The 26,998-nt window shown below is 60.4% G+C and carries 26 protein-coding genes and 2 pseudogenes; 13 read left to right on the top strand and 15 right to left on the bottom strand.

Annotation, left to right across the window (positions count from 1 at the left end):
* Positions 1–56: 56 nt before the first annotated feature.
* The gene (locus ACZZZP_RS08655; RefSeq protein ID WP_463382429.1) at positions 57–287 is read right to left on the bottom strand and encodes a DUF2835 domain-containing protein; all 231 of its coding nucleotides are present in this window, start codon (positions 285–287) and stop codon (positions 57–59) included.
* Between the two features lie 183 nt (positions 288–470).
* Between ACZZZP_RS08655 and ACZZZP_RS08650 the strand changes: the two genes are divergently transcribed.
* Positions 471–1,364, top strand: coding sequence for a DUF6685 family protein (locus ACZZZP_RS08650; RefSeq protein WP_463382428.1), 894 nt, complete (start codon positions 471–473; stop codon positions 1,362–1,364).
* Here ACZZZP_RS08650 and ACZZZP_RS08645 read toward each other — a convergent pair.
* Entirely contained in the window at positions 1,355–1,828 is a 474-nt protein-coding gene (locus ACZZZP_RS08645) for a helix-turn-helix domain-containing protein (protein WP_122497871.1), read from the bottom strand. The two genes, ACZZZP_RS08650 and ACZZZP_RS08645, sit on opposite strands and share 10 nt — an antisense overlap.
* A gap of 158 nt (positions 1,829–1,986) precedes the next feature.
* Here ACZZZP_RS08645 and ACZZZP_RS08640 point away from each other — a divergent pair, with 158 nt between their 5' ends.
* Both ACZZZP_RS08640 and ACZZZP_RS08635 read left to right on the top strand, forming a co-directional pair.
* Entirely contained in the window at positions 1,987–2,241 is a 255-nt protein-coding gene (locus ACZZZP_RS08640) for a MerR family transcriptional regulator (protein ID WP_122497869.1), read from the top strand.
* 156 nt (positions 2,242–2,397) lie between these two features.
* On the top strand, positions 2,398–3,300 hold the full coding sequence (locus tag ACZZZP_RS08635) for a DMT family transporter (protein WP_463536442.1): 903 nt from the start codon (positions 2,398–2,400) through the stop codon (positions 3,298–3,300).
* Positions 3,301–3,309: 9 nt separating this feature from the next.
* On the opposite strand, the gene ACZZZP_RS08630 is transcribed toward ACZZZP_RS08635, so the two are convergent.
* Together ACZZZP_RS08630 and cysK are read right to left on the bottom strand one after the other, a co-directional pair.
* Entirely contained in the window at positions 3,310–4,977 is a 1,668-nt protein-coding gene (locus tag ACZZZP_RS08630) for an MFS transporter (RefSeq protein ID WP_463536441.1), read from the bottom strand.
* A gap of 69 nt (positions 4,978–5,046) precedes the next feature.
* Positions 5,047–6,021, bottom strand: coding sequence for a cysteine synthase A (gene cysK, locus ACZZZP_RS08625; RefSeq protein WP_463382426.1), 975 nt, complete (start codon positions 6,019–6,021; stop codon positions 5,047–5,049).
* A gap of 156 nt (positions 6,022–6,177) precedes the next feature.
* Here cysK and ACZZZP_RS08620 point away from each other — a divergent pair, with 156 nt between their 5' ends.
* The 3 genes from ACZZZP_RS08620 to ACZZZP_RS08610 all read left to right on the top strand — a co-directional run bounded on the left by ACZZZP_RS08620 (position 6,178) and on the right by ACZZZP_RS08610 (position 9,648).
* Entirely contained in the window at positions 6,178–7,287 is a 1,110-nt protein-coding gene (locus tag ACZZZP_RS08620; RefSeq protein ID WP_463382425.1) for a DUF748 domain-containing protein, read from the top strand.
* Positions 7,288–7,466: 179 nt separating this feature from the next.
* Positions 7,467–8,312: an AAA family ATPase gene (locus tag ACZZZP_RS08615; RefSeq protein ID WP_122453320.1), complete on the top strand. Its 846-nt coding sequence runs from the start codon at positions 7,467–7,469 to the stop codon at positions 8,310–8,312.
* Between the two features lie 157 nt (positions 8,313–8,469).
* Complete coding sequence (locus tag ACZZZP_RS08610; RefSeq protein WP_122453321.1) at positions 8,470–9,648, top strand: vWA domain-containing protein; 1,179 nt, start codon at positions 8,470–8,472, stop codon at positions 9,646–9,648.
* 108 nt (positions 9,649–9,756) lie between these two features.
* Here the strand turns inward: ACZZZP_RS08610 and ACZZZP_RS08605 are convergent, their stop codons facing one another.
* The 3 genes from ACZZZP_RS08605 to ACZZZP_RS08595 are packed head-to-tail and all read right to left on the bottom strand — an operon-like array spanning position 9,757 to position 11,653.
* Complete coding sequence (locus ACZZZP_RS08605; protein ID WP_463382424.1) at positions 9,757–10,290, bottom strand: DUF2937 family protein; 534 nt, start codon at positions 10,288–10,290, stop codon at positions 9,757–9,759.
* A gap of 39 nt (positions 10,291–10,329) precedes the next feature.
* Positions 10,330–11,103, bottom strand: coding sequence for a class II glutamine amidotransferase (locus ACZZZP_RS08600; RefSeq protein ID WP_463382423.1), 774 nt, complete (start codon positions 11,101–11,103; stop codon positions 10,330–10,332).
* Positions 11,104–11,140: 37 nt separating this feature from the next.
* Entirely contained in the window at positions 11,141–11,653 is a 513-nt protein-coding gene (locus ACZZZP_RS08595; protein WP_463382422.1) for an MFS transporter, read from the bottom strand.
* 98 nt (positions 11,654–11,751) lie between these two features.
* Here ACZZZP_RS08595 and ACZZZP_RS08590 point away from each other — a divergent pair, with 98 nt between their 5' ends.
* A complete protein-coding gene (locus tag ACZZZP_RS08590) occupies positions 11,752–13,803 on the top strand; it encodes a S9 family peptidase (RefSeq protein ID WP_463382421.1) in 2,052 nt (683 codons plus the stop codon).
* A 241-nt stretch (positions 13,804–14,044) separates the two neighbouring features.
* Here the strand turns inward: ACZZZP_RS08590 and ACZZZP_RS08585 are convergent, their stop codons facing one another.
* On the bottom strand, positions 14,045–14,347 hold the full coding sequence (locus ACZZZP_RS08585; RefSeq protein ID WP_463382420.1) for a hypothetical protein: 303 nt from the start codon (positions 14,345–14,347) through the stop codon (positions 14,045–14,047).
* Positions 14,348–14,410: 63 nt separating this feature from the next.
* On the opposite strand from ACZZZP_RS08585, the gene ACZZZP_RS08580 reads away from it, so the two are divergent.
* The 4 genes and pseudogenes from ACZZZP_RS08580 to ACZZZP_RS08565 all read left to right on the top strand — a co-directional run bounded on the left by ACZZZP_RS08580 (position 14,411) and on the right by ACZZZP_RS08565 (position 17,030).
* Positions 14,411–15,091: a spermidine synthase gene (locus tag ACZZZP_RS08580; protein WP_463382419.1), complete on the top strand. Its 681-nt coding sequence runs from the start codon at positions 14,411–14,413 to the stop codon at positions 15,089–15,091.
* Between the two features lie 70 nt (positions 15,092–15,161).
* A complete protein-coding gene (locus tag ACZZZP_RS08575; protein WP_108099891.1) occupies positions 15,162–15,533 on the top strand; it encodes a YajD family HNH nuclease in 372 nt (123 codons plus the stop codon).
* 11 nt (positions 15,534–15,544) lie between these two features.
* Positions 15,545–16,003: pseudogene (locus ACZZZP_RS08570) on the top strand (RNA methyltransferase); the annotation flags it as partial.
* Positions 16,004–16,496: 493 nt separating this feature from the next.
* Positions 16,497–17,030: a hypothetical protein gene (locus ACZZZP_RS08565; protein WP_463536440.1), complete on the top strand. Its 534-nt coding sequence runs from the start codon at positions 16,497–16,499 to the stop codon at positions 17,028–17,030.
* Between the two features lie 163 nt (positions 17,031–17,193).
* Here the strand turns inward: ACZZZP_RS08565 and ACZZZP_RS08560 are convergent, their stop codons facing one another.
* The 5 genes from ACZZZP_RS08560 to rnd all read right to left on the bottom strand — a co-directional run bounded on the left by ACZZZP_RS08560 (position 17,194) and on the right by rnd (position 21,824).
* Positions 17,194–18,456 carry a hypothetical protein gene (locus ACZZZP_RS08560; protein WP_463382417.1) on the bottom strand — a complete coding sequence of 421 codons (1,263 nt, stop codon included), beginning with the start codon at positions 18,454–18,456 and terminating at the stop codon, positions 17,194–17,196.
* Between the two features lie 106 nt (positions 18,457–18,562).
* Positions 18,563–19,012 carry a YcgN family cysteine cluster protein gene (locus ACZZZP_RS08555; RefSeq protein WP_122497842.1) on the bottom strand — a complete coding sequence of 150 codons (450 nt, stop codon included), beginning with the start codon at positions 19,010–19,012 and terminating at the stop codon, positions 18,563–18,565.
* 111 nt (positions 19,013–19,123) lie between these two features.
* Complete coding sequence (locus tag ACZZZP_RS08550) at positions 19,124–20,056, bottom strand: D-2-hydroxyacid dehydrogenase (protein ID WP_463382416.1); 933 nt, start codon at positions 20,054–20,056, stop codon at positions 19,124–19,126.
* A gap of 338 nt (positions 20,057–20,394) precedes the next feature.
* Entirely contained in the window at positions 20,395–20,688 is a 294-nt protein-coding gene (locus tag ACZZZP_RS08545; RefSeq protein ID WP_122453333.1) for a YcgL domain-containing protein, read from the bottom strand.
* Positions 20,685–21,824 carry a ribonuclease D gene (gene rnd / locus ACZZZP_RS08540; protein ID WP_463382415.1) on the bottom strand — a complete coding sequence of 380 codons (1,140 nt, stop codon included), beginning with the start codon at positions 21,822–21,824 and terminating at the stop codon, positions 20,685–20,687. The genes ACZZZP_RS08545 and rnd overlap by 4 nt, the downstream gene beginning before the upstream one ends.
* Positions 21,825–21,970: 146 nt before the next feature.
* Between rnd and ACZZZP_RS08535 the strand changes: the two genes are divergently transcribed.
* Both ACZZZP_RS08535 and ACZZZP_RS08530 read left to right on the top strand, forming a co-directional pair.
* The gene (locus ACZZZP_RS08535) at positions 21,971–23,032 is read left to right on the top strand and encodes an SMP-30/gluconolactonase/LRE family protein (protein ID WP_122497834.1); all 1,062 of its coding nucleotides are present in this window, start codon (positions 21,971–21,973) and stop codon (positions 23,030–23,032) included.
* 218 nt (positions 23,033–23,250) lie between these two features.
* Positions 23,251–24,105: a sulfurtransferase gene (locus tag ACZZZP_RS08530; RefSeq protein ID WP_122497832.1), complete on the top strand. Its 855-nt coding sequence runs from the start codon at positions 23,251–23,253 to the stop codon at positions 24,103–24,105.
* A gap of 99 nt (positions 24,106–24,204) precedes the next feature.
* Here ACZZZP_RS08530 and ACZZZP_RS08525 read toward each other — a convergent pair.
* Positions 24,205–24,312, bottom strand: a pseudogene (locus ACZZZP_RS08525) (hypothetical protein); the annotation flags it as partial.
* A 13-nt stretch (positions 24,313–24,325) separates the two neighbouring features.
* Positions 24,326–26,578 carry an Orn/Lys/Arg family decarboxylase gene (locus ACZZZP_RS08520; RefSeq protein ID WP_463382414.1) on the bottom strand — a complete coding sequence of 751 codons (2,253 nt, stop codon included), beginning with the start codon at positions 26,576–26,578 and terminating at the stop codon, positions 24,326–24,328.
* Positions 26,579–26,998: the final 420 nt, after the last annotated feature.

Here is a 26,998-nt window from a genome sequence, read left to right as displayed (position 1 = left end):
CGCTCGAGAAAAAAGGTCGGCGATTATAGCCCTGCCCGGCGCTGCACGGCGAGGCGCTAGCGCGTTGCTGTAAGACGCCGCAGGGCGACAAGCTCGCCGGCGCTGTTAAACTCCAGCTCGAATGAACCGTAGACGCCGTCGTGGGTCAGAAAAGGCCGCAAGTGGTGCGCCGGCAGGCTGACACGCCGACCATCGCGGCTACGTAACAGGATTCGGTTGGCCTGCCCCTGATAGACCGCGCGCAAACGTTCGACAGATAGGGCAATATCCAACTCCAGGCTTGGCATGGAGGCTACCTCGCAAATGATTCCCGCAATACTGCCACAGACCACAACTGGGTCGCAGGCACATGGCCGCTGGCTGGGCATGCCCGGCTGCACGACCGTTATGCAGGGTTGGACAATTGCTCCGGCACATTTGCACATCGTCTGCCACACTGGCTTGCATGACCTAGGAACTAGCATTTGGCCATGAGTCCCAGCGAGCATCCCGCCTCCCTTACCGAACGCATTTCAGCCCTGGCGCAGCGCCTGGGTTTGAGTGGCCGTGGGCCGCGGCATATCTTGCAACGTGCCAGCGAACTGCGTTTGCCGTTTCAGGTATTGCCGCAGCCCAGCGAGCAAATCTGGTGGCAAAACGGCGCACCGCTGCAACGCTTGGTCGACCTGCCGCGTAACGCGCTCTCCGGCCCGGTGCAGGAAGACAAAGCCGAGGCTCACGCCATGCTGATCAAAGTGGTCGAGCACGACACTCAGCAGCTCAACGCCTTCGACCTGCGCTTGATCGACGGCCTGTGCGGCAGCGACCTCAGCGCCCCACCCTTCGCCAGCTTCGAGCAGTACGCCAGCAGCGAGGCGTGTAAAGGCATACGCATCATTAGCTACAAAGATTTCGTCAGAGTTATCAGCACCGCACTTCCGCGTTTTCTGGCCGGCGAGCGCATCGTACTGCGCCAGGCCGACTGGGTCGGCAATCGCGTGTATTGGGCCGGCGAGCACCACCACGAGGCATTTGCCAGCGCCATTGCCTATGCACGTTTGCGGGGATTGGACGTGACCTTGCCCGCCGAGCTGACCCGCTACCGCATCAACGAAGCCGGACTGCACGCCCTGCAGGCCGGTTATCACATGCTGGCCATGCCCGTGCAGGCCTGGAGCGATCCGCAGTTCATGGGGCTGTTGCTCGACAAAGGCGTGCCCTACGCGCGGCTGGCCATGTTGCGTACTCCCGGCGCGCCAGAGTTCTTGTTGTTACCCAAACATTCCGCCGAAGCCACCGCCTTGGGCGAAGGCTTGCGCCTGGCCGGCGCGCCGGATGTGGTGGCGTATTTGTGTCAGTTGGCGAAGACGATCGCTCAGCGCTGAGCGTTATCGGGGTCGGTCACCGCACCTTTTTCGTCAACGTCGCTCCCCTGCTCCGCCTCAAGTGCTGACTGGCGCTCTTGCAGCGCCTCGCTTTCGCTGATCAATTGCAACTGCGGTTCGTGGCGATGGGTCCAGTCTTCTAGCGTCAGCCCTAGATTTTCCAGTAGCGCCGGGTTGCGCTGCACCAGATACACCGCGTTCAGTTGCCCGGAATCCGCTACCTTCAACTCCACCTCCCCATCCACCGGACCGCCGTAAGTGATCCAGCGTGAGAATTCGGGATACAGGCTGCAGACTTTCTCAAAATCGATGTCGTGCATGCGTTGCTGACCGCTTTCAATATTTTCCAGGCGCTTCCTGTCGATACCCGTCAATTTCTCAAACGCTGGACGGCTCAAGCCCATCAACTCGCGCAAACCGCGCAGTCGTTGGCCAGCGGTGAAGAGAAAACGTTGATTGTTCATCTGTACTTCCTGTCGAGATACCGTATTTCCGATCTTTACTACCAGTTAGGTACAAACCGGATTAAACCCCTAACCTTTAGTAATAGAATGCGGAACAGAGATTAAGGAAACCAAACCTGTCAGGTGCTTTGACAGGTCGCGATGGTGCAGGAAGCCCTATGAAAGAAATACAGCTAACCCAGGCATGGTTCCGCGAATGCCCCCGTTATTTAAGCGTTAAGCGTTTTTGCGAGGCCGCCGGTTTAACCAAGCGCCAAGCGCACATTGAGCGCCTTGTAGATCAAGGCGTGCTGCCCACCCGCCGCATCGGTCGCTACTTGATGGTGGACATGCATGAACTCATGGTCATGCTGCCTTCCGACATGAACGACGAAGCAGTCCCTGGCGATGCCGAGCCCGACCCTACGCCCTGAAGCAATCGTTCCGATTGGGTAATGGCGCTAATTCTCGTGTAGGAAGTGTGCACGTCTTACTTCCCTGCGTAGGCATATTCAAGCGCAACAATCGGATTGCCATTCGCCGACCCAGCGGCAACACTCTCGCCTCTTTATCCGAGGCTGGAGACTGTTGTGAGACTTGCAGATTACGTTCGCCTGCTGAGTCTGGCTGCCATTTGGGGCGCCAGCTTTCTATTTATGCGGGTGATCGTGCCAGTGCTCGGACCATTGCCCAGCGCGTTCTTTCGCGTCGCGCTCGCAGCGGTCGGTTTGATCGTGATTCTCTGGGTGATGCGCGTGCAGTGGAATTTCCACGGCAAAATGCGCCACTTGCTGGTGTTGGGCGTGATCAACTCTGGCCTGCCCGCGACCATGTATTGCCTGGCCGCCATGGTGTTGCCCGCTGGCTATTCCTCTATTTTCAACGCCACCACACCGCTCATGGGTGTGCTCATCGGCATGCTGTTCTTCGCCGAGCCGCCAACGCCGACCAAATCGCTGGGCGGGGTGCTGGGGTTGCTTGGCGTCGGTTTGCTCACCCGCACTGGCCCGGTGGCTTTCGATGCGCAGTTGTTGTGGGGCGCCCTCGCCTGCCTGGTGGCGACTACCTGCTACGGCTTCGCCGGTTTTCTCACGCGCAAATGGCTGGGCGGCGTGCCGCTGGATAACCGCGCCACCGCCTGCGGCAGCATGTTTGGCGCCACGCTGTTTCTGTTGCCGCTATTCGGCTATGCCGTGGTTGAACAACCACCGGCCAGTTGGGGCGACGTCACCGTGTGGCTGTCCCTCGCCGGGCTTGGTCTGGTGTGCACGGCGTTTGCCTATGTGCTGTATTTCCGCCTGATTACCGACATCGGCCCGATTAAAGCCTCCACCGTTACCTTCGCCGTGCCGCCTTTCGGCGTGTTGTGGGGCGTGCTGCTGCTCGGCGAGCCGCTGTCGTGGGCCTATTTATATGGCGGCGTGCTGATCGGCCTGGCGCTGTGGCTGGTGGTCAAACCGACACAGCCAGCCAAAGTCGCCAAAGCCTCCTGAGCGCACGCCTTACGGCACGCTGTCGTAATTACCCGACTCGTAACTCACGCCGTGCCGCACCCGTGGCGGCTCTTCGCCGCTGTGCAGCAGCACCACGTTGTCGATCAGGGTTTTATCGAACAGCGTCAGGCGGTCGAGCATGCGTAAGTGTTGCAGCCAGTTATCGACCACCAGCACTTCTTGCCATACCTCCTGATCGCTGACGTCGCGGTACATCGCCCAGCGCTCGGCGCCGTTGCGCAAGCGCAGGCTGCGCAAGCCTTGCACGGCTTTGACAAACTCGCGGGTGCGCTCGGTGGGGATGCGGTATTCGATGCTCACCAGCACCGAGCCGCGCTCCGGGTTGAACACAAACGTCGGCTGGCCGGGCAAGGTAGCGGGCGCATGGGCGATATTGCTGGCGTCCAACTCGGGTAAGCGCGACTGGTACAGCAGCAGCGCCGAAGCCAGCATCAAGCAGCCGGCCGCCAGCAACGCGCCCTGCACCCCCATGGTCTGCGCCAGGTGCCCCCACAAGAACGAGCCCAACGCCAGGCCGCCATACAGCGCGGTCTGGTACAGCGCCAGGGCGCGGGCTTTGACCCAGTCCGGCACCAGAATTTGCACCGCCGAGTTGTACGTGGCCACCGCCGCAATCCAGCAGGCGCCGCCCACCAACAGCGCCGGATACAGCACCCACAAGGTATCGACGCTGCCCAGCAGCAACACGATGACCGCCAGCAACAAGCCGGCAAAACTGATCAAACGGCTGCTGCCCACCAGTTGCCGAGCGCGATTGACCAGCGTACTGCCGACAATCGCACCGATGCCCAGCGCGCCCAACATATAGCCGTACACCGACGCGTCACCTTCGGGGTTGCGGTGCGCCAGAATCGGCAACAGTGCCCAGATTGAGCTGGCCGACAGACCAAAGCTGAACGAGCGCAGCATCACCAAGCGCGTCACGCTGGAATGCTGGGTGAAGCGCAGCGCGGCGATGACGCCCTCGCCAATGTGCTCCGGCGGAAACTGCCGAGCCGGCACATGACGCCGCCATTGCCAAATGGCCGCGATCAAGCCCAGGTAGCACAAACAGTTGAAGAGAAAAACCCAGGCCGAGCCGGTCACGCTCAGCAAAAGCCCCCCGAGCGCGGGCCCCACGGCGCGCGCCACGTTGTAGTTCACGCTGTTGAGCAGCACCGCGTTACCCACCATGGTCGGTGGCACCTGCTCGTTCACCGCCGCTTGCCAGGCCGGAATGGTGATGGCGCCGCCCAGGCTGATCCACAGAATCGAGACGATTAAAAGCAGTGGATCGAGCAGCCCGGCGAACGCGATGACGGTCAGAAAGGTGGCGCCGCTGAGCTCGAAGGTCAGACCGATGAGCATGATTTTGCGCCGGTCATGGTTGTCGGCCAGCACCCCGGACACAATCGACAGCACCACCAGCGGCAAGGCCGACGCCACTTGAATCATCGCCACCATCGGCGCGCTGGCATGGGCTTCGGTGACGACCCAGGCGGCGGCCACCGACTGCGCCCAGGTGCCGAGGTTGGCGAACAGGTTGGCGATCCAGATGATGCGAAAAGCGCGCACCGCAAACGGCGAGAAAATGCCCGCCGAGGTGGGCTTGGGAGGTTCTGGCGTGGCGCTGGTTTCGGGGGTGATGTCGTTTTTCGGGGAGACAGACTGCAACATGGGCAACACACCTTGTAAGGGGTGGGTTGGGTTGGGCCAAGCCTGGCGCTCAGCCCAACCAACGCCGGTTTATTGGACGAGTTCCTGCTCGTCGAACATGTCGCTGAACAACATGCTGGTGAGGTAACGCTCGCCGGAGTCGGGAAGAATCACGACGATGGTTTTGCTCTGCATTTCCGGGCGCTCAGCCAGGCGAACCGCTGCTGCCATGGCCGCCCCGCAAGAAATGCCGCACAAAATGCCTTCTTCGCGCATCAGCCGCAGCGCCATGGCTTTGGCTTCGTCATCGCCGACGGTTTCCACGCGGTCGACCATGCTCAGGTCGAGGTTTTTCGGCACAAAGCCGGCGCCAATTCCTTGAATTTTGTGTGGTGCCGGGCGCAACTCGTGGCCGCCGAGTTCCTGGGTAATCACTGGCGAACTGCTGGGTTCCACCGCCACCGAGAGAATCGGTTTGCCGCAGGTGTTTTTGATATAGCGCGACACACCGGTGATGGTGCCGCCGGTGCCGACGCCCGACACCAGCACGTCGATGGCGCCTTCGGTGTCGTTCCAGATTTCCGGTCCGGTGGTTTTCTCGTGAATCGCCGGGTTGGCCGGGTTCTCGAACTGCTGCGGCATAAAGTATTTGCTGGTATCGGAGGCAGCGATTTCCGACGCTTTTTCAATCGCGCCTTTCATCCCTTTCGCCGCTTCTGTCAGCATCAGCTCAGCGCCCAGCGCCTTCAACACCTTGCGCCGTTCCAGGCTCATGGAGGCCGGCATGGTCAGCATCAGCTTGTAGCCACGTGACGCGGCGACAAACGCCAGGCCGATGCCGGTGTTGCCCGAGGTGGGTTCAACAATGGTCATGCCGGGTTTGAGTACGCCGCGCTCTTCGGCGTCCCACACCATGTTGGCGCCGATGCGGCACTTCACCGAATACGCGGGGTTGCGCCCCTCGATCTTGGCCAGAATGGTGACGCCCTTGGGGCCCAGGCGGTTGATGAATACCAGCGGCGTATTGCCGATGGACTGGGCGTTGTCTGCGTAGATGCGGCTCATATCCTCTAATCCTTGGTTGATGCGAAAGAAAAACAGCCTATGCCCGCCAACGGGCAGGCGTCCAGCCGGAAAAAATCCGAACCCGAGCGGCCTGGGGACAGTCTAGCTAGTACTTCAAACGAGATTGCCGGGCGAGCCACGCACGCCGTTTGAGCGATGCCAAACCGCCAGCAAATCGGAGTCAACCCCATGAAAAGACGCTACAGCTGGCCACTCTGGACCCTGATTGGACTGATTGTCCTGGTGCTGGTTCTGCACTTCACCCTGCCCTACGTGGTGCGCGACTACCTCAACGGCAAGCTCGCCGACATGGGCGAATACCAGGGCCACATCACCGATGTAGACCTGGCGTGGTGGCGCGGCGCTTATCAAATTAATGGCCTGAACATTCATAAAGAAGACGGCAACGTGCCGGTTCCGCTGCTCGAAGCGCCACAAATCGACATCGCGGTCAGCTGGCACTCGCTCTGGTATGACCACGCGGTGGTGGCTGAAGTCATGTTTATTGCGCCGACTTTGAATTTCGTCGATGGCGGCAAAAACGAAGACGCGACGCAGACCGGTAAAGGCGTGAACTGGCGCGAGCAGCTAGAGAAATTGCTGCCGATCACCCTTAATGAGGTTCGCGTAATAGACGGCAAGCTGGGCTTCCACAACTTCACCTCCACCCCGCCGGTGGATATGCAGGCCACCGAGGTCAACGCCAGCCTCTACAACCTCACCAACGTGGCTGACAAAAACGGCGAGCGCGTCGCGCACTTCGAAGGCAAGGCGCTGTTGTTGGGCCATGCGCCGCTGGAATGCACCATCGTGTTCGACCCCTACGAGAACTTCGAAGACTTCCAATTCCGCCTGCGCGCCCGCGACGTTGAGCTGCGCAAACTCAACGACTTCTCCAGCGCTTACGGAAAATTCGACTTTAACGCCGGCCATGGCGACCTGGTGATCGAAGCGAACGCCAAGAAAGCTCAGCTCAGCGGCTATATCAAACCGCTGCTGCGCGATGTCGATGTTTTCAACTGGCAGCAAGACGTTGAGGAAAAAGACAAAGGCTTCTTCCGCTCGATTTGGGAAGCACTGGTCGGCGGCAGCGAAACGGTGCTGAAAAACCAGCAGAAAGACCAATTCGCCACCCGCGTCGAACTCAGCGGCAACGTGCACCAGCAAGACGTCAGCGCCTTTCAGGCATTCCTGGCGATTCTGCGTAATGGCTTCGTACAGGCATTCAATGCCCGGTATGAGCGAGGCAAACCCACCGAGGAATGAATCCGACCCTAACCGACGGGCGATTACTGACACCTTCGTCGGGGTGACTGCCCATTCAGTGACTGAATAGTGCGTCCGCGTTCACAGCCGTGGGACGGCCGCGCTATAGTCGGCGTCTACATCTACTGAAACCGCCAGGTTCCATAGGAACTTGCTGCTATCCGTTTGAGGATTTTCCGATGAAGTTCGAAGGCACCCAGGCTTACGTCGCAACCGACGACCTTAAATTGGCAGTCAACGCTGCCATCACCCTGGAGCGCCCGCTGCTGGTCAAGGGTGAGCCGGGCACCGGTAAAACCATGCTGGCCGAGCAATTGGCCGCCTCGTTCGGCGCCAAGCTGATTACCTGGCACGTGAAGTCGACCACCAAAGCGCACCAGGGCCTGTACGAGTACGACGCGGTAAGCCGCCTGCGCGACTCGCAACTGGACAGCGACAAAGTTCACGACGTGCGCAACTACATCAAGAAGGGCAAGCTCTGGGAAGCGTTCGAGAGCGATGAGCGCGTGATTCTGCTGATCGACGAGATCGACAAAGCCGACATCGAATTCCCCAACGACTTGCTGCAAGAACTCGACAAGATGGAGTTCTACGTTTACGAGACCAACGAGACGATCAAGGCCAAGAAGCGCCCGATCATCATCATTACCTCGAACAACGAAAAAGAGCTGCCAGACGCCTTCCTGCGCCGCTGCTTCTTCCACTACATCGCCTTCCCCGATCGCGCCACGCTGCAGCAGATCGTTGACGTGCACTACCCCAACATCAAGAAAGACCTGGTGGCCGAAGCGCTCGATGTGTTCTTCGACGTGCGTAAAGTGCCGGGCCTGAAGAAGAAGCCTTCGACCTCTGAATTGGTGGATTGGCTGAAGCTGCTGATGGCCGACAATATTGGCGAAGCGGTATTGCGCGAACGCGATCCGACCAAGGCGATTCCGCCGTTGGCGGGGGCGTTGGTGAAGAACGAGCAGGATGTGCAGTTGCTTGAGCGCCTGGCCTTCATGAGCCGCCGCGCTGGCCGGTAACAAAGTCAATTGCTGTGCTCCCCTCTGCCCGCTTGCGGGAGAGGGGCTGGGGGTGAGGGCCGGGAGCGACACCGTGTTGCCCGCAGCCCCTCACCCTAGCCCTCTCCCCTGAGGGGCGAGGGGACTGATCGAGTGAAACTCCAACGGAGACGCAGCCATGCTGCTCAACCTATTCAACGAAATGCGCGCCGCCAAGGTTCCGGTCTCGGTGCGTGAGCTGCTGGATTTGATCAATGCGTTGAAGCACAACGTGACGTTTGCCGACATGGACGAGTTCTATTTCCTGTCGCGCACGATTTTGGTCAAAGACGAGCGCCATTTCGACAAGTTCGACCGTGCCTTCGGCGCCTATTTCAAGGGCCTGGAAAATCTTAACCAGCACATCGAGGCGTTGATCCCTGATGAGTGGCTGCGCAAGGAATTCGAGCGTTCGCTGACGGACGAAGAGCGGGCCAAGATCGAGTCGCTCGGCGGCCTGGACAAGCTGATCGAGGAGTTCAAGAAGCGCCTCGAAGAACAGAAAGAACGCCACGAAGGTGGCAATAAGTGGATCGGCACCGGCGGCACCAGCCCGTTCGGTTCAGGTGGTTTTAACCCTGAAGGCATTCGCGTTGGCGATGCCGGCAAGCGTCAGGGCAAAGCGGTAAAAGTCTGGGACCAGCGCGAGTACAAAAACCTCGACGACCAGGTGGAGCTCGGCACCCGCAACATCAAGGTGGCCCTGCGTCGCCTGCGCAAGTTTGCCCGCCAGGGCGCGCAGGATGAGCTGGATCTGGACGGCACTATCGACTTCACCGCCCGCGATGGCGGCTTGCTGAATATTCAGATGCGCCCGGAACGGCGTAACGCGGTGAAGCTGCTCATTCTGTTCGACATCGGCGGTTCGATGGACGCCCACGTGAAGGTCTGCGAAGAGTTGTTCTCGGCGTGCAAAACCGAGTTCAAGCATTTGGAGTATTTCTACTTCCACAACTTCGTGTACGAATCGGTGTGGAAAAACAACCTGCGCCGCACCTCGGAGCGTTTTTCCACGCAAGACCTGCTGCACAAATATGGCGCCGATTACAAAGTGGTGTTCGTCGGCGACGCCGCCATGGCCCCCTACGAAATCACCCAAGCCGGCGGCAGCGTCGAGCACTGGAACGAAGAGCCGGGCTATGTGTGGATGCAGCGCTTTCGCGAGAAATACAAAAAGCTCATCTGGATCAACCCGTACCCCAAAGACACGTGGAACTACACGGCGTCCACCAACATCGTTCGCGAGTTGCTGGAAGACCACATGTATCCCTTGAGCCTTCGCGGGCTGGAAGACGGGATGAAGTTCTTGTCGAAATAAAAAACGGGCCTCGAAAGGGCCCGTTCTTCTTTTGTGGGAGCGGCTTTAGCCGCGATGCTGTTGATCTTAAAAAGCATCGCGGCTAAAGCCGCTCCTACAGAAATTGCTTTACCGCCAGGGCCGCTGCTCATGCTGGGTAACCTTGTGGGTGCGGTTCACGCCCAAGGTCCACCCTGCCCCAAGCACCAGCAGCTCGATCAAAAACGCCAACACGAACGCGCAGAAAATACCCCAGGCAATCGCCTCCGGCGCCAGCAGCACCTGGTAGCGGTAGCCCTCGTAGGTTTCCTTAAACAATTCAGGGTTGGGATTGAACGCCACATGCCATACCCGCACGTACCACGGCCCGGTCATGGCTTGCCATTCGCGGTCCAGCAAGCGCGAGCGCACCAGCAGGTTGGTCAGGCTATTGGCGTCGCTGGCGAACACCGGGTCGTTGCTGGCGCGGTAGTGGGCGACCAGGGCGTCGAGGTCGCCGTTGAAGAATTGGTTGGCGGTCTGGCGGAAGCCGCTGAGGCTCTGCTCCGACTCTTTCCAATGCGCTTCGATGCGCTGGCTGTAATCGCTGATAAAGCCCGGAATCTGCACGCCAACCAGCAGGCCGACGGCAAACAACACCAAACGTAGATAACTTCTGAACATGCCTGCTCCTGTGCTCCTTGGATGGGTCCGTCGCCCGGCTTAGCTGCGGCCGCTGGCGATACATTCGCCGCGGCGCCACAGGCTCCATTCGCCAGGTTGGTACAAGGTCCAGCTTTCGTTTTCGGTAAGTGGCTCGGTGGCCAGCACGGTGACGACGTCGTTGGGTGTGGTCTCGGCCTGGAAGTCGACGATTACATCCACATCCTTCAACCGTGCCGGGCCGAATGGCGCGCGGCGGGTGATTTGCGCCAGCTTGGTCGAGCAATAAGCGAACAACCAGTCACCGTCGCTCAACAGACAGTTGAACACGCCCTTGGTGCGGTACGCCGTGCAGGCGCGCACCAGGGTCGGCAAGAGCATTTCCACCGACACCGACTGCGGAAAGGCGCTGCGAATCTGGTTAAGCAAATCGCAAAACGCAGCCTCGCTGTCCGTGTCGCCCACCGGCCAATAAAAACTCGGCGCCGGGGCGAAGTCGGCCAGTTGGCCGTTGTGGGCGAAGCACCAGTTGCGGCCCCACAGTTCCCGCACGAACGGGTGTGTATTGGCCAGACAAACCCTGCCTACGTTGGCCTGGCGGATATGGCCAATCACGGTTTCGCTTTTGATTGGGTAGCGCTGCACCAGCTTGGCCACTTCCGAATCGACGCTGGCTTGTGGGTCCTGAAACAGGCGCAAGCCGCGTCCTTCATAGAAGGCGATGCCCCAGCCGTCGCGGTGCGGGCCGGTGCCGCCGCCGCGCTGCATCAGGCCGGTAAAACTGAACACGATGTCGGTCGGTACGTTGGCACTCATGCCCAACAATTCACACATGGCTCAACTCTTCCGGACAACTGGATTGGGCAGGGACTTACAGACGCGGTTCGATGCGTTCACGACGGCCGCCACTGCCACTGGCGGGCTGGGTGCGGCTGTCGGCGGCGGGACGGATATAAGGCTGGCCTTGTGGCTCGCGTTCCATCAGCTCGCGCAGGGTTGGTTCATCTTCTTCAACCGGTGCCGGCGCGGCCTTGGCGGCTTTGCGCTTGTTCCACGCCCGCTCGATGGGCCAACGAATCAGCACGAACAGCACATAAACGACCACGGCGATCATGCCGTACATGGCCAGGTCGGAAACGGCGGTCCACATGTTGCTGCCGACTTTGAACAGCAAATCGAGCGCAGTCACCGCTACAGCCGGGGCATACAATTCTTTGCCGGGGTCGACAACAGTGGGTGTGAATAGCAGCACCGCGATGACCAACCGCAGCGGCTCGCGCAAGTAGCGCCACATCCAGCCGGTCATCAGGAAGCTCACCAGCAAGCAACCCAGGGCAGCGATGGCATACAGGCCCCAAGCGAGGACGTAATCGTGTTCGTTCATGCGGTTCGTGGCGATGCTGGCGAAGGGGCGCTTATGATAGCGGCTTTTCTCCTGCCCGGCGCGTCTGACGTCGGCCGCCTTTGCTCTGGAGTTTTGGTATGCCGCAAGCCCCTATCGCCCGCATCGAAAACGGCAACGATCCGTACCACTGGCTGGAAAACCGCGACACTCCCGAGGTACTCGAATACCTCAACGCCGAGAACGCCTACCTCGATGCCCAACTGGCCGAACAAGCCGAGCTGCGTGAGCAGTTGTTCGCCGAGATCAAAGGTCGGATCCGCGAGACCGACCTGTCGCTGCCCTCGCCCTGGGGCCCGCACCTGTATTACACCCGCACCACCGCCGGCGACGAATACCCGCGCCACTACCGCTGCGCGCGTCCGGCCGATGGCAGCCATACCGTGGACGACGCCAGCGAAGAGCTGCTGCTCGACCCGAACGAACTGGCCAACGGCGGCTTCCTATCGCTAGGCGCTTTTAGCGTCAGCCCCGACTACACGCGCCTCGCCTACAGCCTGGACACCAGCGGCGACGAGATTTATCAGCTGTTCGTCAAAGAGCTGGCCAGCGGCGCCATCACCGCCCTGCCCTTCGACGACTGCGACGGCAGCATGACCTGGGCCAACGACAGCCAGACGCTGTTCTTCGGCGAACTGGACGACACCCACCGCCCTTACCGCCTGAACCGTTACACCCTGGGCACCGAAGGCGCCGAGCAGGTGTTCGAAGAGCTCGACGGGCGTTTCTTCGTCAACTGCTACCGCAGCAGCTCCGAGCGCCAGCTGTTCGTGCTGCTCAATAGCAAAACCACCTGCGAAACCTGGGCGCTGGACGCCGACACCCCGCACGGCACCTTCACCTGCCTGGCCCCGCGTGAAGAAGGCCACGAATACTTTGTCGACCATGGCCGCCTGGTGCACGGCGCCGAGGCGGGCCAATGGGGCTGGGTCATTCGCAGCAACCAGACCGGCATCAACTTCGCTCTGTACCACGCCGCCACCGCTGGCGTGCCGGCGCGCAGCGACTGGCAGGAACTGATCGGCCATAACCCGGCCGTGATGCTCGAAGACATCACTCTCAACGCCGGCGCCCTGGTACTCAGCCTGCGCGAAGGTGGCCTGCCGATTCTGGAAGTGCACGGCCTGGGCCAAACGCCCGCGCGGGTGCAACTGCCTGACGCGGCGTACAGCCTGCACGTGCAGGACAGCCTGGAGTTCGAAAGCGAGGTGATTCGGCTGCGTTACGAAGCGCTGAACCGCCCGGCCCAGGTGCGCCAGCTGCATCTGGTCAATAGCGAGCAAATCGTATTGAAAGAAACGCCGGTTGAAGGGGTGTTTGACGCCGATGCGTACGTCAGCCAGCGCCTTTGGGCGACCGCGAGTGACGGCACGCAAATCCCCATCAGCCTGGTGGCTCGGCGGGAAACGTTGGGCAAACCGGCGCCGTTCTATCTGTATGGCTACGGCGCTTACGGTTCCAGCCTGGACCCATGGTTTTCCCATGCCCGCTTGAGCTTGCTGGACCGTGGTTTTGTCTTCGCCATCGCCCACATTCGCGGCGGCGGCGAACTGGGCGAAGCCTGGTACCGCGCCGGTAAGCTTGAGCACAAGGCCAATACCTTCAGCGACTTCATTGCCTGCGCCGAGCATGTGCTCGCCGAGGGCTACACCACCCGCAGCCAACTGGCGATTAGCGGCGGTAGCGCCGGCGGCTTGCTGATTGGCGCGGTGCTCAATCAACGGCCCGACCTGTTCGCCGCTGCCATCGCCGAAGTGCCATTCGTGGATGTGCTGAACACCATGCAGAACCCCGACCTGCCGCTGACCGTTACCGAGTACGACGAATGGGGCGACCCGAACGACCCCGAAGTATTCGAGCGCATCAAGGGCTACGCGCCGTACGAAAACGTCAGCGCCCAGGCCTACCCTGCGCTGCTCGCCGTGGCCGGCTACAACGACAGCCGCGTGCAGTACTGGGAAGCGGCGAAATGGGTGGCCAAGCTGCGCGCGCACAAGACCGACGACAACCTGCTGCTGCTGAAAACCGACCTCGGCGCCGGGCACGGCGGCATGAGTGGGCGCTATCAAGGGATCAAGGATGTGGCGTTGGAATATGCGTTTCTGCTGAAGGTGTTGGGGCTGGCGGGGTGATGGACGGTGGGGTTCTACCAGTCAAAGTGGAATCTGTAGGAGCGGCTTTAGCCGCGATGCTCTTGATTTAACCGCGCCCAGGAATCGCAGATATTCGGAATGCCGCCCAGCCGCTCCCACACAAGTGGGCACCCGCACGCTGTATTCCATCCGAAATTCTGGATCCCCGCCTACGCGGGGATGACGGTGGGGTTTGGAAGGCGGGTGTCTTCCAGCCCAAAAGTGGCACCTGTAGGAGCGCCTACTCCTCAACCCTTGGCTTCACCGGCTCAGCCGGCTTCACCTTTGGCGTGCTCGGCGCCTGTTGCATTTGTGGCAGGCCGTTGTCGCGTGGGTTAACCGTGTTGGCGGGCGGCGCGGTGCGCGGGTTGTAGTCGCCGGGCGTGGTCGGCCGGGCGGCGGGCGCTGGCATCGGCACGTTGCGCGGCTGAATCGTCTGGTAAGGATTAGGCGTGGCGGTGCCAGGTGAACCCGGCGTGGCAGCCATCGTTGCGGCGGCGGCCATAACGCCCGCCCCCAGCACCATCAATCTAAACAGTTGCATAACGCACCTCCGTAACCGTGACGTGGACGTTAGACTACGCGCCCCGCATAAGGCTCACCCTCAATGAAACGCTTCGTTCTGCTCGACACCGCCCCCATTCCCGAAAACGGCGGCGCGCTGTGCCTGTTCGAGTACGGCGAAGATTTCGTGATCAAAATTCAGGGTGGCGACGGCGGCCAGTTGATGAACACGCGCATGCACGGTTCCGAAGATGCGCTCGCCGAAATCCCATGCAAGCAAGTCGCCCATCGCCCCGCGCCGCGAGTGCTGATCGGCGGGTTGGGCATGGGCTTCACCCTGGCCGCTGCGCTGAAAAACCTGGGCGCCACTGCGCAGGTGGTGGTGGCCGAGCTGGTGCCCGGCGTCATCGAGTGGAACCGTGGCCCGCTTGGTCTGAAAGCCGGCATGCCGATTGACGACCCACGGGCCGAAATCCGCCTGGCCGACGTCGCCCATGTACTGCAAGGCGAACCGGCAGGCTTCGACGCCATCATGCTCGACGTCGACAACGGCCCCGAAGGCCTGACGCAAAAAGGCAACAGCTGGCTTTACTCTGCCGCCGGCTTGGGCAGCTGCCACCGCGCGCTACGGCCCAAAGGCATTCTGGCCGTGTGGTCGGCCAGCGCCGACCGCAAGTTTTCCGAGCGCGTGGCCAAGGCCGGTTTCGCGGTGAAAGAAGTGCAGGTGTATGCCCACGGCAACAAAGGCACACGCCACACCATCTGGATCGCGGAAAAACGCTGAAGCCCTTGAGAAGCCCGCGCGCCGGGCTCACCATTACCGCACTCTCAACCTGGACTGAACAGGACATCCCATGAGCACTGAAAAATCGGCGGCCACGCTTAAAACCGACCGGCTGATCGCCGAAGCCCAGCGCAGCCGTGAAGAAGGTTATCGGGCCAAAGCCCTGAAGATGTACCCACACATTTGCGGCCGCTGCCAACGCGAGTTCGAAGGCAAACGCCTGAGCGAACTGACCGTGCACCACCGCGACCATAACCACGACAACAACCCGCAAGACGGCTCCAACTGGGAGCTGCTCTGCCTGTTCTGTCACGACAACGAACACTCGCGCTACACCGATCAGCAGTACTTCAGCGAAGGCTCCACCGCCAGCCCGACCGGGCCGAAAGTCACCCACAAAGCCTTTGCCGACCTGGCTGCGCTGTTGAAAAGCAAAGAATAAGAGAGCGTTTTGTGGCTAATCGTCGCTACAGCTGTATCGGGTTGTTCAACCCAAAATCCCCGGACAACGTCGGCGCCGTCATGCGCGCCGCTGGCTGCTACGGCGTGAACTCGGTGTTCTACACCGGCAAGCGCTACGCCCGCGCACAGGAATTCGCCACCGACACCAAGATGGTCCACCAGGACATCCCGTTGATCGGCATCGAAGACCTGCAAAGCATCATTCCGCTGGGCTGTACCCCGGTGGCAGTGGAGCTGGTGGAAGGCGCCAAACCGCTGACCGAATACACCCACCCCGATCGCGCCATTTACATCTTCGGCCCCGAAGATGGCTCGCTGAGCAAAGAGGTGTTGGCCTGGTGCGAAGAGGTGATTTACATCCCTACCAACGGCTGCATGAATTTGGCGGCGACGGTGAATGTGGTGCTGTATGACCGCATGGCGAAGGGGCTGAATACCAAGTCCGGACCCTCTTCGGAAAGTCGTTTCAGTCTTGAAAATGCTGTTGGCACGGTAACGCCACTGTCACGCCGAAATATCCTAATAAATATAGAAAACGGGCCACAGCGCAACGCTTGTGGTCCTACTTTCTCAAGCCCCCGACAGCTGTAACTTGCCCCTCTGTTAATGAAGGCCAGAGGGAGTTACTAAATGTTTTGCAGTATCAAAGACATAAATTTCGGCCGAGACAGCAAAAAAACACTTGAACAGATAGAAGGCTTTTATAGAAATGGCAGCTTTCTGAGCATATCCATGTCGGGCGGCGTGATAATCCAACTATTTGTCAAAAACAACCCACTATCTTCCGCTTATTCGATATCGCAATTCGATTTTGAAACATATTCGCAGTCGGTGGCCAGCGTATCGAAAATAGTCAAAGATAGGGTTAGGGTTGCAACGGCCCATCTCATATTATCGGGTGATATAACTCGTCAAGAGAGAGATTTTTGGAAGTGCGTACAAGATGCGCATTAAAACCATGCTCTTAGCATTATTCCTGGCCGCCCTAGCGATGAGTGCGAGAGCTTCCAATCAGGACGATGAGATCGAATTAAAAGACAAACACATGTTCTCCCTTCGCAAGGCCTTCGCGGAGTACAATTCGAAATCCGTAGAGTGCGAAAACACTGAAAAGAAAAAACCAGAATTGCAGGCTTCAGATATAAACTTTCTGAATCGACGACAGGCGCAAATAATGATACTCCGCGAAAAATGGAATAGGTTATCAGCATGCGTTTATCTAGAAGAGAACACTGTCATACGTAAACACGTCGAAGTTCTAAATTTATTTCGCTCCGAAAACATCTTCCCAGAGGACGTAAAATCTCTGATTGAAGCACTGGACCTTTATGTCGGCCTTCAAGGAAGCTTTGACCGAAAGACCAGAGAGGAATATGAACTCATACCAAAAAGCCTGCGCAAGCAGTTTGAACGTGCAGTAAAAGATAAGGGTCTTGAAGTTAACATATTCGAAATCGCCGATTCTCTTTCAGAATAATCGATCTCGCAGAACCATCGGCCAGTCTTATATATCAGCGTTGGCAGTTTTCATCGAGGGCAGTTTGAGTTTCTGGATTCCCGCCTGCGCGGGAATGACGGTGCCGGTTGTCCCAACTTCGCGGCCCTAGTGCAATACATCCAAAACTGTCGCGATACGCTCTTTAATCAGCCTGCTTCAACAACGGCGTATCCAACACCTTCGACGCCCCACCCATAACATCTTCAGCAACGCCGATAAAATCCTTGGTGCTCACCACATCCATGCGCATCAACCCGCGGCTTACATCGTCGAGCGAGCGTTTGTTGCCGGTGGCTTTGCGGATTTCGCGGTCGAGGTCTTGCAGCAGGAGCACAGCGCGGGCCGTGGTTTTGCCGCTGACGCTGTTGCCGCGCAGGCTCACCACTTTGCGGCTCCACTGTTTGAGGTTGGCGTTTACCGCTTTGTAACGCTCGGTGGTCATGCCGCCGGCGCGATGCAGCAGTTCGATGGCGTAGTACTCAGCCAGACCTTCGCTGATCCAGTCGCTGTTGTCGGTGTCGCGGATGCGGCTGAACACGTGCACCAGTTCATGCACCAACGAACTGGTGCCGTTCTCGCTGACCAACGGCCGGTCGGCATGCATAAACAGCGAATTAGACGCCGACAAACCGCCCCGCCACATCGGGTCGCCCGCACCCACCACCAGCAGCTTGGCCGGGTCGCGCGGGAATACGGCCTGCACCTGCGGCCACACGAACGTCAGCATCGTCAGCACGTCCATGCGCCGCACGCCGGAGCCCACGGGCGCGGCGACGGTTACTTCGGTTTCGCCCAAGGTGGTGCGTCGGGTGCCGATTTTGCCGGCCAGCATCCAGCCGGTCGGACGGTCGAACAGGCGCGAGGGATTGTCGATGCGAAAGCGGTTTTTGCCAATGCGCGGCCAGCCGGTTTCGACGCTTTTCCAGCCTTTGGGCAATTCAAATTGCAGGCGCGACACCAACTCGATGCCGTCGTGCTGGTCCAGGCGCGCGCTGGGCACCAAGTCATCGCCGCGCAGCAAGGCCCAGTCGGCGGTCATGCGCGCGTCGTAGCGAGTGGCTTTGCCGTCGGCCGCCGGGCGCGGATGGCTGATGCGCACGCGGTAGCTGAGGCTGGTTTTGCCTTTGCCCGGCTGCCAGACGCCCTGCTGCTGCTCGCCCGCTTGCGCCGCGTTGAGCTGCCAGGTGCCGTCGGTGGTGAAGTCGCTGAAGTAGCCCTTTTTGCCCAGGTTGAAACTCAGGCTGCGCACCGCCTCGCCTTTGGCCAGGGTCAGGCGCACCTCGGCCTGGTCGCTGTCGGGCAGCAAACGCACGGTGTAATCGAGGTCGACTTTTTCCACCGCCCAGAGCGGGCTGCTGGCGAGGAGTAAAACGGCGGAAACAAACGCATGACGGAGGCTGGGCATTGCAGACAATTCCTTGTTGATGCGGCGCGGTACGTCCCTATGACCGGGCCTCGGTTGTTTGATTCACCGAGATGAATAATGGGTCGCCTGGGACCACGGGCCAGGCTCAGCCCGAGCGGAAGATCATATAGTCTTCCCAGTCATCTTCCGGGACGGCCGTCTCACTGAGCATCGCGCCGACCTGAGAAATGCCAGCGTTGTGGACCATTTCCGGGTCGCCGCACACCAATGGGTGCCAGCTTTCCAAGTCTTTGCCCTCGGCTACCAGGCGATAGCCGCAGGTCGGCGGCAGCCACTGGAATTCGCTGGCCTGGCCGGGGGTGAGCTGGATGCAGTCGGGCACAAAGTCGCGGCGTTTGGGGTAGTTGCTGCAGCGGCAGGTTTTCAGGTCGAGCAATTTGCAGGCGATGCGCGTGTAGTAAACGCTGCCGTCTTCTTCGTCTTCGAGCTTTTGCAGGCAGCACAGGCCGCAACCGTCGCACAGCGACTCCCACTCGTCCTGGTCGAGCTGATCGAGGGTTTTGCGTTTCCAGAAAGGTTCGACTTTGGCGGCCATGGCAAGGTACGGGCTGGTGAAAAAGGCCGGCAGTCTAGCGCCTGCCTCGGCACCGGCCAAGGCCGCATTGCCAAACGGTTGCAGGCCGTTTGACGGGCCTGCGAACCACTCTTAATAGCCCTTGGAAAAGTCCACTTCGCCGCGCAGCGGTTCGCCGCTTTGCAAGCGCTGCAAGTTGTCCAGAAACAGCTGTGCCATCAACGGCGGCTGGGTCGGCGCCGAACTGTGGCCGGTGAGCAACAAGCCGAACGCAGTCCAGAACGGATGGCGCGCCGGCAACGGCTCCTGACGGCACACATCAATAATGGCGCCGGCCAGATGCCCATCCCGCAGCGCCGCCACCAAGTCCGCATCGACCACCGCCACCCCGCGCCCGGCGTTAATAAACAACGCCGTCGGCACGAACTGAGCGAACAGTGTCGTGTTGTAAATATCGTGCGTACTGGGCGTATCAGGCAGCAGATTGATCACGTAATCCGCCTGCGCCACTAAACGCGGCAGTTGATCCATCGCCGCCACTTCCTTAAACGGCGCCAGCTCACGTGACGAACTCGCCACGCCATACAACTCGACCCCAAACGGCGCCAAGAACTGCGCCACGCTCAGGCCGATATCACCCGTACCGACAATCAGCACCCGCCGCCCAGCCAGGCTGCGCGGCGCGTGATTATCCCAACGCCGCTCCACCTGAGCCGCCAGCCGCGCCAACACCTCGCGCTCGTGCGCCAACATATACGTGAGCACGTATTCGGCCATCACCTGCCCGAAAATTCCCACCGCACGCGTCAGGCGATAGCTAGTCGGTAAATCCTTCGCCAACAACGGCGTAATGCCCGCCCAGGTCGACTGAAACCACTGCGGCACATGCCCCTTACGCAACACCGATGCCAACAACCCCGGCTCCCCCAACCACACCTCGCACTCCGGCGCCAAGCGCGCCAACTCGGTTGGATCATCACTGGCCACCAGCTCCAGATCCGGTTGAGCCCCGCGCAGCAACTGCGCATACAAAGCGTGATCATGTTCAGCAACTAAAACGCGCATGTGACAGAAAAACCTTAAGACACGGGCTGCCTGAAGCAGCGCCTAAAAAATGGATTCGCCAAGTTCCGCTGGCTTTTGACGTTGATTTTGCCTTTGCCTTTGCCTTTGCTTTCGCTTTGGCCCCTTCCGAGCTTCTGAGCTAGAGCCAGGCAAGGCGCCCCGGAGCTTTAAAGCGGAGCGTGCTCCTGCACGTGAGCATTTAAAGCGAGGACGCAACGCGGCATGGCCGACGCTCAGAAGCTCGCTGCAACGGAGCGTTGAAGCGGAGCGTCCGGAGTACGTGAGCATTTAGCGTGAGGACGCAACGCCGCCTGGCCGACGCCCAGGAGGTCGCCCGGTTACACCGGGTCGTTTCGGCGCAAGAGTTCTTCGGGTAGATGCTGAATGTACTCGTCCTCCGCGGGCGGCATCTGCAAGTGATACCCCTGCCCCTCAAGATTCTCCAGCACCTTATTAATATCCTCGCGCGCCAGCTGCCGCTCCGGACTCAACACCAAATCAAACGCATGCTTGGGCGGCCCAAACGCCACCAACAATGACTCTGGCACCTTCTTCAAGGCATCGGCCTTAAGCACATACAGGTACATCTCGTTTTTCTTCGGGCTGCGGTAAATCGAGCAAATCTGTTTCATGCCTGTTGTTCCTGGGTATGGGTCGCCAGGCTGTCGAGCAGCTCCTGGCCCATCAATTCACGTCGCCAACCGCGCAGGGACTCGGGCAGTTGGTATGGGCCGTTGGGGTAACCGCTTTTAAGCAGCGCCTCGAGTACTTTTTTGCGCAGCATGATTTCCGGCGCGATATCCAGGCGCTCGGCTTCACGCTGGCCAACGGCGCGCAAGGTTTTCAGCAAGGCCGCCGCTTCCACCGGCAGCGGCTCCGGCAGCGGCTCTGGCCATTGCTCAGCGGGTTTGGCGGCGGCTTGTTTGATCAGACCGAGCAGAAACTCGCCGTCCTGGCGCACGGTTTTCGGGTGCATGTCTTCAATGCGCGCCAGCGCCACAAGGTTGTCTGGCTGGGTGCGCGCCATGGGCCACAGTGAGTTCTCGCGGATCACCCGGTTACGCGGCAGGTTGCGCAGCCGCGCCTGCTGCTCACGCCAGGCATAGAGCTCGCGCAGCACGGCGAGTTTGGCCGGCGGCAGTTTCCAGCCGAGCTTGGCGTCGCGGTACACCTCGTTGGGGTCGATTTCGCGGCGCAGGTTGCTGACCATTTCTTCGCCGTCTTCCAGCACCCAGTCGAACTTGTCCGGGGCCAACCGCGCGCGCAGAGCTTGAAACACTTCGGCCAGGTGAAGCACGTCTTCGGCGGCGTAGCTGATTTGCGTCTCGGAGAGCGGCCGCTGCAACCAGTCGGAGCGCGTTTCGCCTTTGGGCAGGTCGATGTCCAGCACGCTCTGCACCAGGCGCGAGTAGCCCATGGAGAAGCCGATATTCAAGTAAGCGGCGGCAATCTGAGTGTCGAATAGTGGCAGCGGCAAGGTGCCGGTGAGGCGGGAAAAAACCTCAAGATCTTCGCTGCAGGCGTGTAGCACTTTGAGCACGGCAGGGTCGGACAGCAGCTCGGCAAAGGCATCCCAGTTCTGAATCAGCAGCGGGTCAATCAGAAAAACCTGGCTTCCGTCGCACACCTGCAGCAGGCCGGCGATGGGATAAAAGGTGTCGACCCGCATGAATTCGGTGTCGAGGGCCACATAGGGCAGACGTCGCCATTGGGCACATAACTGCGCCAAGCTGGCGTCATCGGGGATCCAATTGATTTCGATGGCCACATGCCTCTCCTTAAATTTGCCGCGCAGTATATATCGAGCCCGGCTATGGCCGGTGATTCGAGCGGTGATTCACGGCTTGCCCTGCACTGGCGGCGCTCCTATGCTGCGGGCGTTTTGTCCGACAATAATCAGAACAAGGATATGTCATGAAAAAGTTTCTGGGCCTGGTGGCCCTGCTGCTGGTGATTGTGGTGGTGTACCTGCTGATTAAACCCAGCCCCATCGACCCGCTGGCCTGGACCCCGCCGCACGAGCCGGCCATGACCGGCGTGCTGGAACCCAACGACGCCTTGATGAAAGCCGAACTGCTCGCCAAAGGCCAGGTTCACGGCCCTGAAGACACCGCCGTCGACGCCGAAGGCCGCGTGTATGGCGGCACCCATGACGGCAAAATTATTCGCATCAAAGCAGACGGTTCGGTCGAAACCTTCGCCGAAACCAAAGGCCGGCCGCTGGGCATGGACTTCGACGCCAAGGGCAACCTGATCGTCGCCGATGCCTACAAAGGCTTGCTGAGCATCGACCCGCAAGGCCAAATCACCGTGCTGACGACCGAAGCCGGCGGCGTGCCGTTCCGCTTCACAGACGATGTCGACATCGCCAGCGACGGGCGCATCTACTTCTCCGATGCCTCGAGCAAATTCGAACAACCGGACTACCTGCTCGACCTGCTCGAAGGCCGCCCATACGGCCGCCTGCTGCGCTACGACCCGGTGAGCAAAACCACCGAGGTGCTGCTCAAAGACCTGTACTTCGCCAACGGCGTGGCGCTGTCGGCGAAGGAGGATTTCGTGCTGGTTAACGAAACCTACCGCTACCGCATCAGCCGCCTCTGGCTTAAGGGTCCGAAAGCCGGCACCCACGACATCTTTATCGACAACCTGCCGGGCATGCCCGACAACCTCCAAGGCGACCGCGCCGGCACCTTCTGGGTCGCCCTGCCAACGCCACGCAAAGCTGACGCCGATTTCCTCCAAGGCCAGCCATTCCTGAAAGCGCAAATGGCCAAACTGCCCCGCGCCCTGTGGCCGAAACCGGCGAAATACGGCCTGGCGATTGCCGTGGACGAGCAAGGCAAAATCACCCGCAGCCTGCACGACACCAGCGGCAGCAACCTGCGCATGGTGACGTCGGTGAAACCGGTGGGTGGCTTCCTGTACTTCGGCAGCCTGGATAACGACCGGATTGGTAAGTTGAAAATCGACTGAAACAAGCCGTTGTAGGAGCCACCTTGGTGGCGAACCCTGGAAACAAAATTCCCCGGTCTGTGTTCGGTAGTCCCAAAAGCATCGCGGCTAAAGCCGCTCCTACAGGTTGTGCGATTTCTGTGGGAGCGGCTTTAGCCGCGATTGGCCGGGCCTGGAAACGGCCCTCTCTGGTCAAACGCGTTTATGATGAGCCCCCGATTTGTTCTCAGGTGCCCATCATGTCCCTCGCGCAACTGATCTCTGCTTCCGAACTCGTCAACCGTCCTGCCGGCCCTGAGCGTTTGCTGCTCGATTGCCGCTTCGCCCTCGATGACCTCGCCTATGGCCAACGCAGTTATGCCGAAGGCCACATTCCTGGTGCGGTGTTTGCTGATCTTGAACGCGACCTATCGGGCCCCATCGTCAAAGGCGTCACCGGCCGCCATCCCCTGCCCGACCCACAGCAGCTGATCGAACGCCTGCGTGCCTGGGGCCTGAACAACGACAGCGAAGTGATCCTCTACGACGACGGCCCCGGCGCCTTTGCCGCCCACGCCTGGTGGCTGCTGGTTTGGCTGGGCAAGCGTGACAAGGTGTTTTTGCTGGATGGCGGTTTAAAGGCATGGCGCGAGGCAGGTCTGCCGCTGGACCACGCCGTGCCCGAGCGCAGCGCCGGCACGTTTACCGGCCACGCCGACGCCAAGTTGGTGCTGAACGCTGAGCAGGTGCAGCAGCGCCTGAGCGAGCCGCAATTGACCTTGTTGGACGCCCGCGCCCTGCCGCGTTTTCGTGGGGAAGTGGAGCCTATTGATCCGGTGGCCGGGCATATTCCCGGCGCGCAATGCGCGGTGTTCACCGACAACCTGGGCAGCGACGGGCGTTTCCTGCCGACCGAGCAACTGCGCGCCCGCTTTGCCGCGCAACTGGGCAACCGTCCCGCTGACGGCGTGGTGGCGTACTGCGGCTCCGGCGTAACGGCGTGCCATAACCTGTTCGCCCTGAGCCTCGCCGGTTACCCGCTGGCGCCGCTGTATGCAGGGTCTTGGAGCGAATGGATCACCGACCCAAGCCGGCCCGTAGCCACCGGCGAATAACGCGCCACGCCTATCACGTGGCGACACCGTGCACGCGGTTGCGCCACGGGCGCCGGGCCTGAACGCCTTGGCGTTTGAACCGAAAGCGGCGAGGCTCTAGGGCGGCAGAAACACCCCCGAGCCAATCCTGTAGCCGACTACCAGCGCCAAGCAGGTCCAGAACCCATACGCCTTGTCGCGTTCTGTTGCGCTTGATCCTGCGTGCATCCCGCGAGACCCGTTATTCCTTGATGCAGTCAACCGTATAGCAGCGCCCTTGCGGGCTGTCCTGGTGCTGCAAGCCATGCACGTCGGTATCGAAGCCGGGGAAGCTGCGGTCGAAGGTGCGGGCGAAAGCCAGGTAATCGATGATGGAGCGAGTCGCTTCGGTGAAGCGCTCGCCCGGCATGATCAGCGGAATGCCAGGCGGATACGGCACCAACATCACCGCCGCGATACGCCCTTGCAACTGATCGATCGGCACCGCTTCCACTTCGCCGCGCACCAGATGGTTGTAGGCATCGGCAGGTTTGATCGCCAGCTCCGGAAGCACGGTGTACATGCGTTTCAGCGCTTTGGGCGTGGCGTTATCGCGATAACAGGTGTGCAACGCATCGCACAAATCGCGCAGCCCCATGTGCTGATAGCGGGTGTCTTCGCGCACGATCGAAGGCAGGCAATTAATCAAGCGCACGTTGGCGTCGTAGCTGCGTTTGAATTCCAGCAACTCTGTGAGCAAGGTGCTCCATTTGCCCTTGGTAATGCCCATGGAGAACAGCACCAGGAAGGAATACAGACCAGTCTTCTCAACCACCAGCCCCCGTTCCCAAAGGAATTTACTCACCACTGCCGCTGGGATGCCCCGCTCGCTGAGCGCGCCGCCGGCGGTGAGGCCGGGCGTGACCAGCGTGACTTTGATCGGATCGAGCAGCACGTAGTCATCGGCCACATCGCCAAAGCCATGCCAATCCGCCTGTGGCTGCAGCACCCAATCAGCGGTGGTCAGCTGCTCGGCGCCGTCGGCGAGGGTCGGCTGCCAGATGCTGAACCACCAATCATCAGCGCTCAGGTTCTGCCGCAGGTTGGCCAGGGCGCGGCGGAAACTCAGGGCCTCGTCGAACGTTTCCTGAATCAGCGAACGGCCTGCCGGGCCTTCCATCATGGCCGAGGCCACGTCCAGGGAAGCGATGATGCCGTACTGCGGCGAGGTGGAGATGTGCATCATGAACGCTTCGTTGAAACGGTCGCGGTCGAGCTGGCGAGCGCCGCCGTCCTGCACATGAATCATCGAGGCCTGGCTGAACGCGGCGAGCAATTTGTGCGTGGAATGGGTGGTGAACACCAGCGGCCCGTCTTCGGTGCGCGAGGTGCCCATGCCATAACGGCCGGCGTAGAACTCGTGGAAGGCGGCATAGGCGTACCAGGCTTCGTCGAAGTGCAGCACTTCCACGCTGTCGCCCACGGTTTGCTTGATCAGCTCGGCGTTGTAGCACAGGCCGTCATAGGTGGAGTTGGTCACCACCATCAGCTTCACCTTCGGCTCACGGCCACGGGCAAGCGGACTGGCGTCGATCTTGGCCTGGATCGATTCGCGGCTGAACTCGCTCAGCGGAATCGGGCCGATGATGCCCAGCTCGTTGCGCTCCGGGCTCAGGTACAGCGGTATGGCGCCGGTCATGATGATCGAATGCAGAATCGACTTGTGGCAGTTGCGGTCGACCAACACCAGGTCGTCGCGGCCGACCATCGAGTGCCAAACAATCTTGTTCGCCGTCGAGGTGCCGTTGATCACGAAGTAGGTATGGTCGGCGCCAAAATTGCGTGCCGCACGGGCTTCAGCTTCGGCCAGCGGGCCGGTGTGGTCGAGCAACGAACCGAGCTCCGGCACCGATACCGAGAGGTCCGAGCGCAAGGTGTTTTCGCCGAAAAACTGGTGAAACGCCTGGCCCACCGGACTCTTGCGATATGCCACGCCGCCGCCATGGCCAGGCGTGTGCCAGGAATAGTTGGACTCGGCGGTGTGCTGCACCAGCGCTTTGAAAAACGGCGGCAGCAAACCATCCAGATAAATACGTGCGGCGCGGGCCACCTGGCGCGCCAGGAACGGCACGGTGTCTTCGAACAGATAGAGCAAACCGCGCAGATGATTGAGATCGGCCATGGCCTCGACCGGCGCGTTCTCGATGGTCACTTGCTCACCCAAGGCGAAAATCGGCAACTGCGGCGCACGCACGCGGGCGGCGCGGATGAGTTCGATCACATCGTGCAGCAGACGCTGGTTTTCCCCTGCCCCTTCGGCGGCCACCAGAATGCAGGCCAGGCCATGGTGAGTGGAGGCAACGATGCGCCCTTCGGTAGAGCTGGCGGTGGAAATGATGGTGAAGCCTTCCAACTCCAACTCGCGGGCAATTTCCCGCACGCGGTCGCCGGCCACGGTGTCGGCCTTGATATCGCGGTGCACGATGAGAACGGGAAACTTGAGGTCTTTATACATGCTGTTATCGCCTGAAGAGTTACCGGGCCGGGCCCGTGCAGCCCTCAGGGTAGAGACTCGACAGAACGCGCGTAACCCCCTGCGTCGGGGGCTGTACGAAAACGTCGCACGCGGATAATTCAGTAGGAAATGGCGCAGGTGAATGTGGACAAAAAGCATCGCGGCTAAAGCCGCTCCCACAGGAAGTGTGCGATCTGTAGGAGCGGCTTTAGCCGCGATTTCGTGGAAACGATGAGATCAAGAGCATCGCGGCTAAAGCCGCTCCCACAGGAAGTGTGCGATCTGTAGGAGCGGCTTTAGCCGCGATTTCCTGGAAACGATGAGATCAAGAGCATCGCGGCTGAAGCCGCTCCCACAGGAGGTGTGCGATCTGTAGGAGCGGCGTTAGCCGCGATTTCCTGCAAACGACGAGATCAAGAG

Source organism: Pseudomonas sp. AC211 (genome assembly GCF_979258055.1).
The sequence above is the reverse complement of the archived record's forward strand: the minus strand, read 5'-3'. Positions and strand labels throughout refer to the sequence as shown.

What these genes read in the sequence shown, in the direction of transcription:
- ACZZZP_RS08655 (WP_463382429.1), bottom strand. Translation starts at nt 287, where the DNA reads ATGCCAAGCCTGGAGTTGGATATTGCCCTATCTGTCGAACGTTTGCGC.
- ACZZZP_RS08650 (WP_463382428.1), top strand. Translation starts at nt 471, where the DNA reads ATGAGTCCCAGCGAGCATCCCGCCTCCCTTACCGAACGCATTTCAGCC.
- ACZZZP_RS08645 (WP_122497871.1), bottom strand. Translation starts at nt 1,828, where the DNA reads ATGAACAATCAACGTTTTCTCTTCACCGCTGGCCAACGACTGCGCGGT.
- ACZZZP_RS08640 (WP_122497869.1), top strand. Translation starts at nt 1,987, where the DNA reads ATGAAAGAAATACAGCTAACCCAGGCATGGTTCCGCGAATGCCCCCGT.
- ACZZZP_RS08630 (WP_463536441.1), bottom strand. Translation starts at nt 4,977, where the DNA reads ATGTTGCAGTCTGTCTCCCCGAAAAACGACATCACCCCCGAAACCAGC.
- cysK (WP_463382426.1), bottom strand. Translation starts at nt 6,021, where the DNA reads ATGAGCCGCATCTACGCAGACAACGCCCAGTCCATCGGCAATACGCCG.
- ACZZZP_RS08620 (WP_463382425.1), top strand. Translation starts at nt 6,178, where the DNA reads ATGCCAAACCGCCAGCAAATCGGAGTCAACCCCATGAAAAGACGCTAC.
- ACZZZP_RS08615 (WP_122453320.1), top strand. Translation starts at nt 7,467, where the DNA reads ATGAAGTTCGAAGGCACCCAGGCTTACGTCGCAACCGACGACCTTAAA.
- ACZZZP_RS08610 (WP_122453321.1), top strand. Translation starts at nt 8,470, where the DNA reads ATGCTGCTCAACCTATTCAACGAAATGCGCGCCGCCAAGGTTCCGGTC.
- ACZZZP_RS08605 (WP_463382424.1), bottom strand. Translation starts at nt 10,290, where the DNA reads ATGTTCAGAAGTTATCTACGTTTGGTGTTGTTTGCCGTCGGCCTGCTG.
- ACZZZP_RS08600 (WP_463382423.1), bottom strand. Translation starts at nt 11,103, where the DNA reads ATGTGTGAATTGTTGGGCATGAGTGCCAACGTACCGACCGACATCGTG.
- ACZZZP_RS08595 (WP_463382422.1), bottom strand. Translation starts at nt 11,653, where the DNA reads ATGAACGAACACGATTACGTCCTCGCTTGGGGCCTGTATGCCATCGCT.
- ACZZZP_RS08590 (WP_463382421.1), top strand. Translation starts at nt 11,752, where the DNA reads ATGCCGCAAGCCCCTATCGCCCGCATCGAAAACGGCAACGATCCGTAC.
- ACZZZP_RS08585 (WP_463382420.1), bottom strand. Translation starts at nt 14,347, where the DNA reads ATGCAACTGTTTAGATTGATGGTGCTGGGGGCGGGCGTTATGGCCGCC.
- ACZZZP_RS08580 (WP_463382419.1), top strand. Translation starts at nt 14,411, where the DNA reads ATGAAACGCTTCGTTCTGCTCGACACCGCCCCCATTCCCGAAAACGGC.
- ACZZZP_RS08575 (WP_108099891.1), top strand. Translation starts at nt 15,162, where the DNA reads ATGAGCACTGAAAAATCGGCGGCCACGCTTAAAACCGACCGGCTGATC.
- ACZZZP_RS08565 (WP_463536440.1), top strand. Translation starts at nt 16,497, where the DNA reads ATGCGCATTAAAACCATGCTCTTAGCATTATTCCTGGCCGCCCTAGCG.
- ACZZZP_RS08560 (WP_463382417.1), bottom strand. Translation starts at nt 18,456, where the DNA reads ATGCCCAGCCTCCGTCATGCGTTTGTTTCCGCCGTTTTACTCCTCGCC.
- ACZZZP_RS08555 (WP_122497842.1), bottom strand. Translation starts at nt 19,012, where the DNA reads ATGGCCGCCAAAGTCGAACCTTTCTGGAAACGCAAAACCCTCGATCAG.
- ACZZZP_RS08550 (WP_463382416.1), bottom strand. Translation starts at nt 20,056, where the DNA reads ATGCGCGTTTTAGTTGCTGAACATGATCACGCTTTGTATGCGCAGTTG.
- ACZZZP_RS08545 (WP_122453333.1), bottom strand. Translation starts at nt 20,688, where the DNA reads ATGAAACAGATTTGCTCGATTTACCGCAGCCCGAAGAAAAACGAGATG.
- ACZZZP_RS08535 (WP_122497834.1), top strand. Translation starts at nt 21,971, where the DNA reads ATGAAAAAGTTTCTGGGCCTGGTGGCCCTGCTGCTGGTGATTGTGGTG.
- ACZZZP_RS08530 (WP_122497832.1), top strand. Translation starts at nt 23,251, where the DNA reads ATGTCCCTCGCGCAACTGATCTCTGCTTCCGAACTCGTCAACCGTCCT.
- ACZZZP_RS08520 (WP_463382414.1), bottom strand. Translation starts at nt 26,578, where the DNA reads ATGTATAAAGACCTCAAGTTTCCCGTTCTCATCGTGCACCGCGATATC.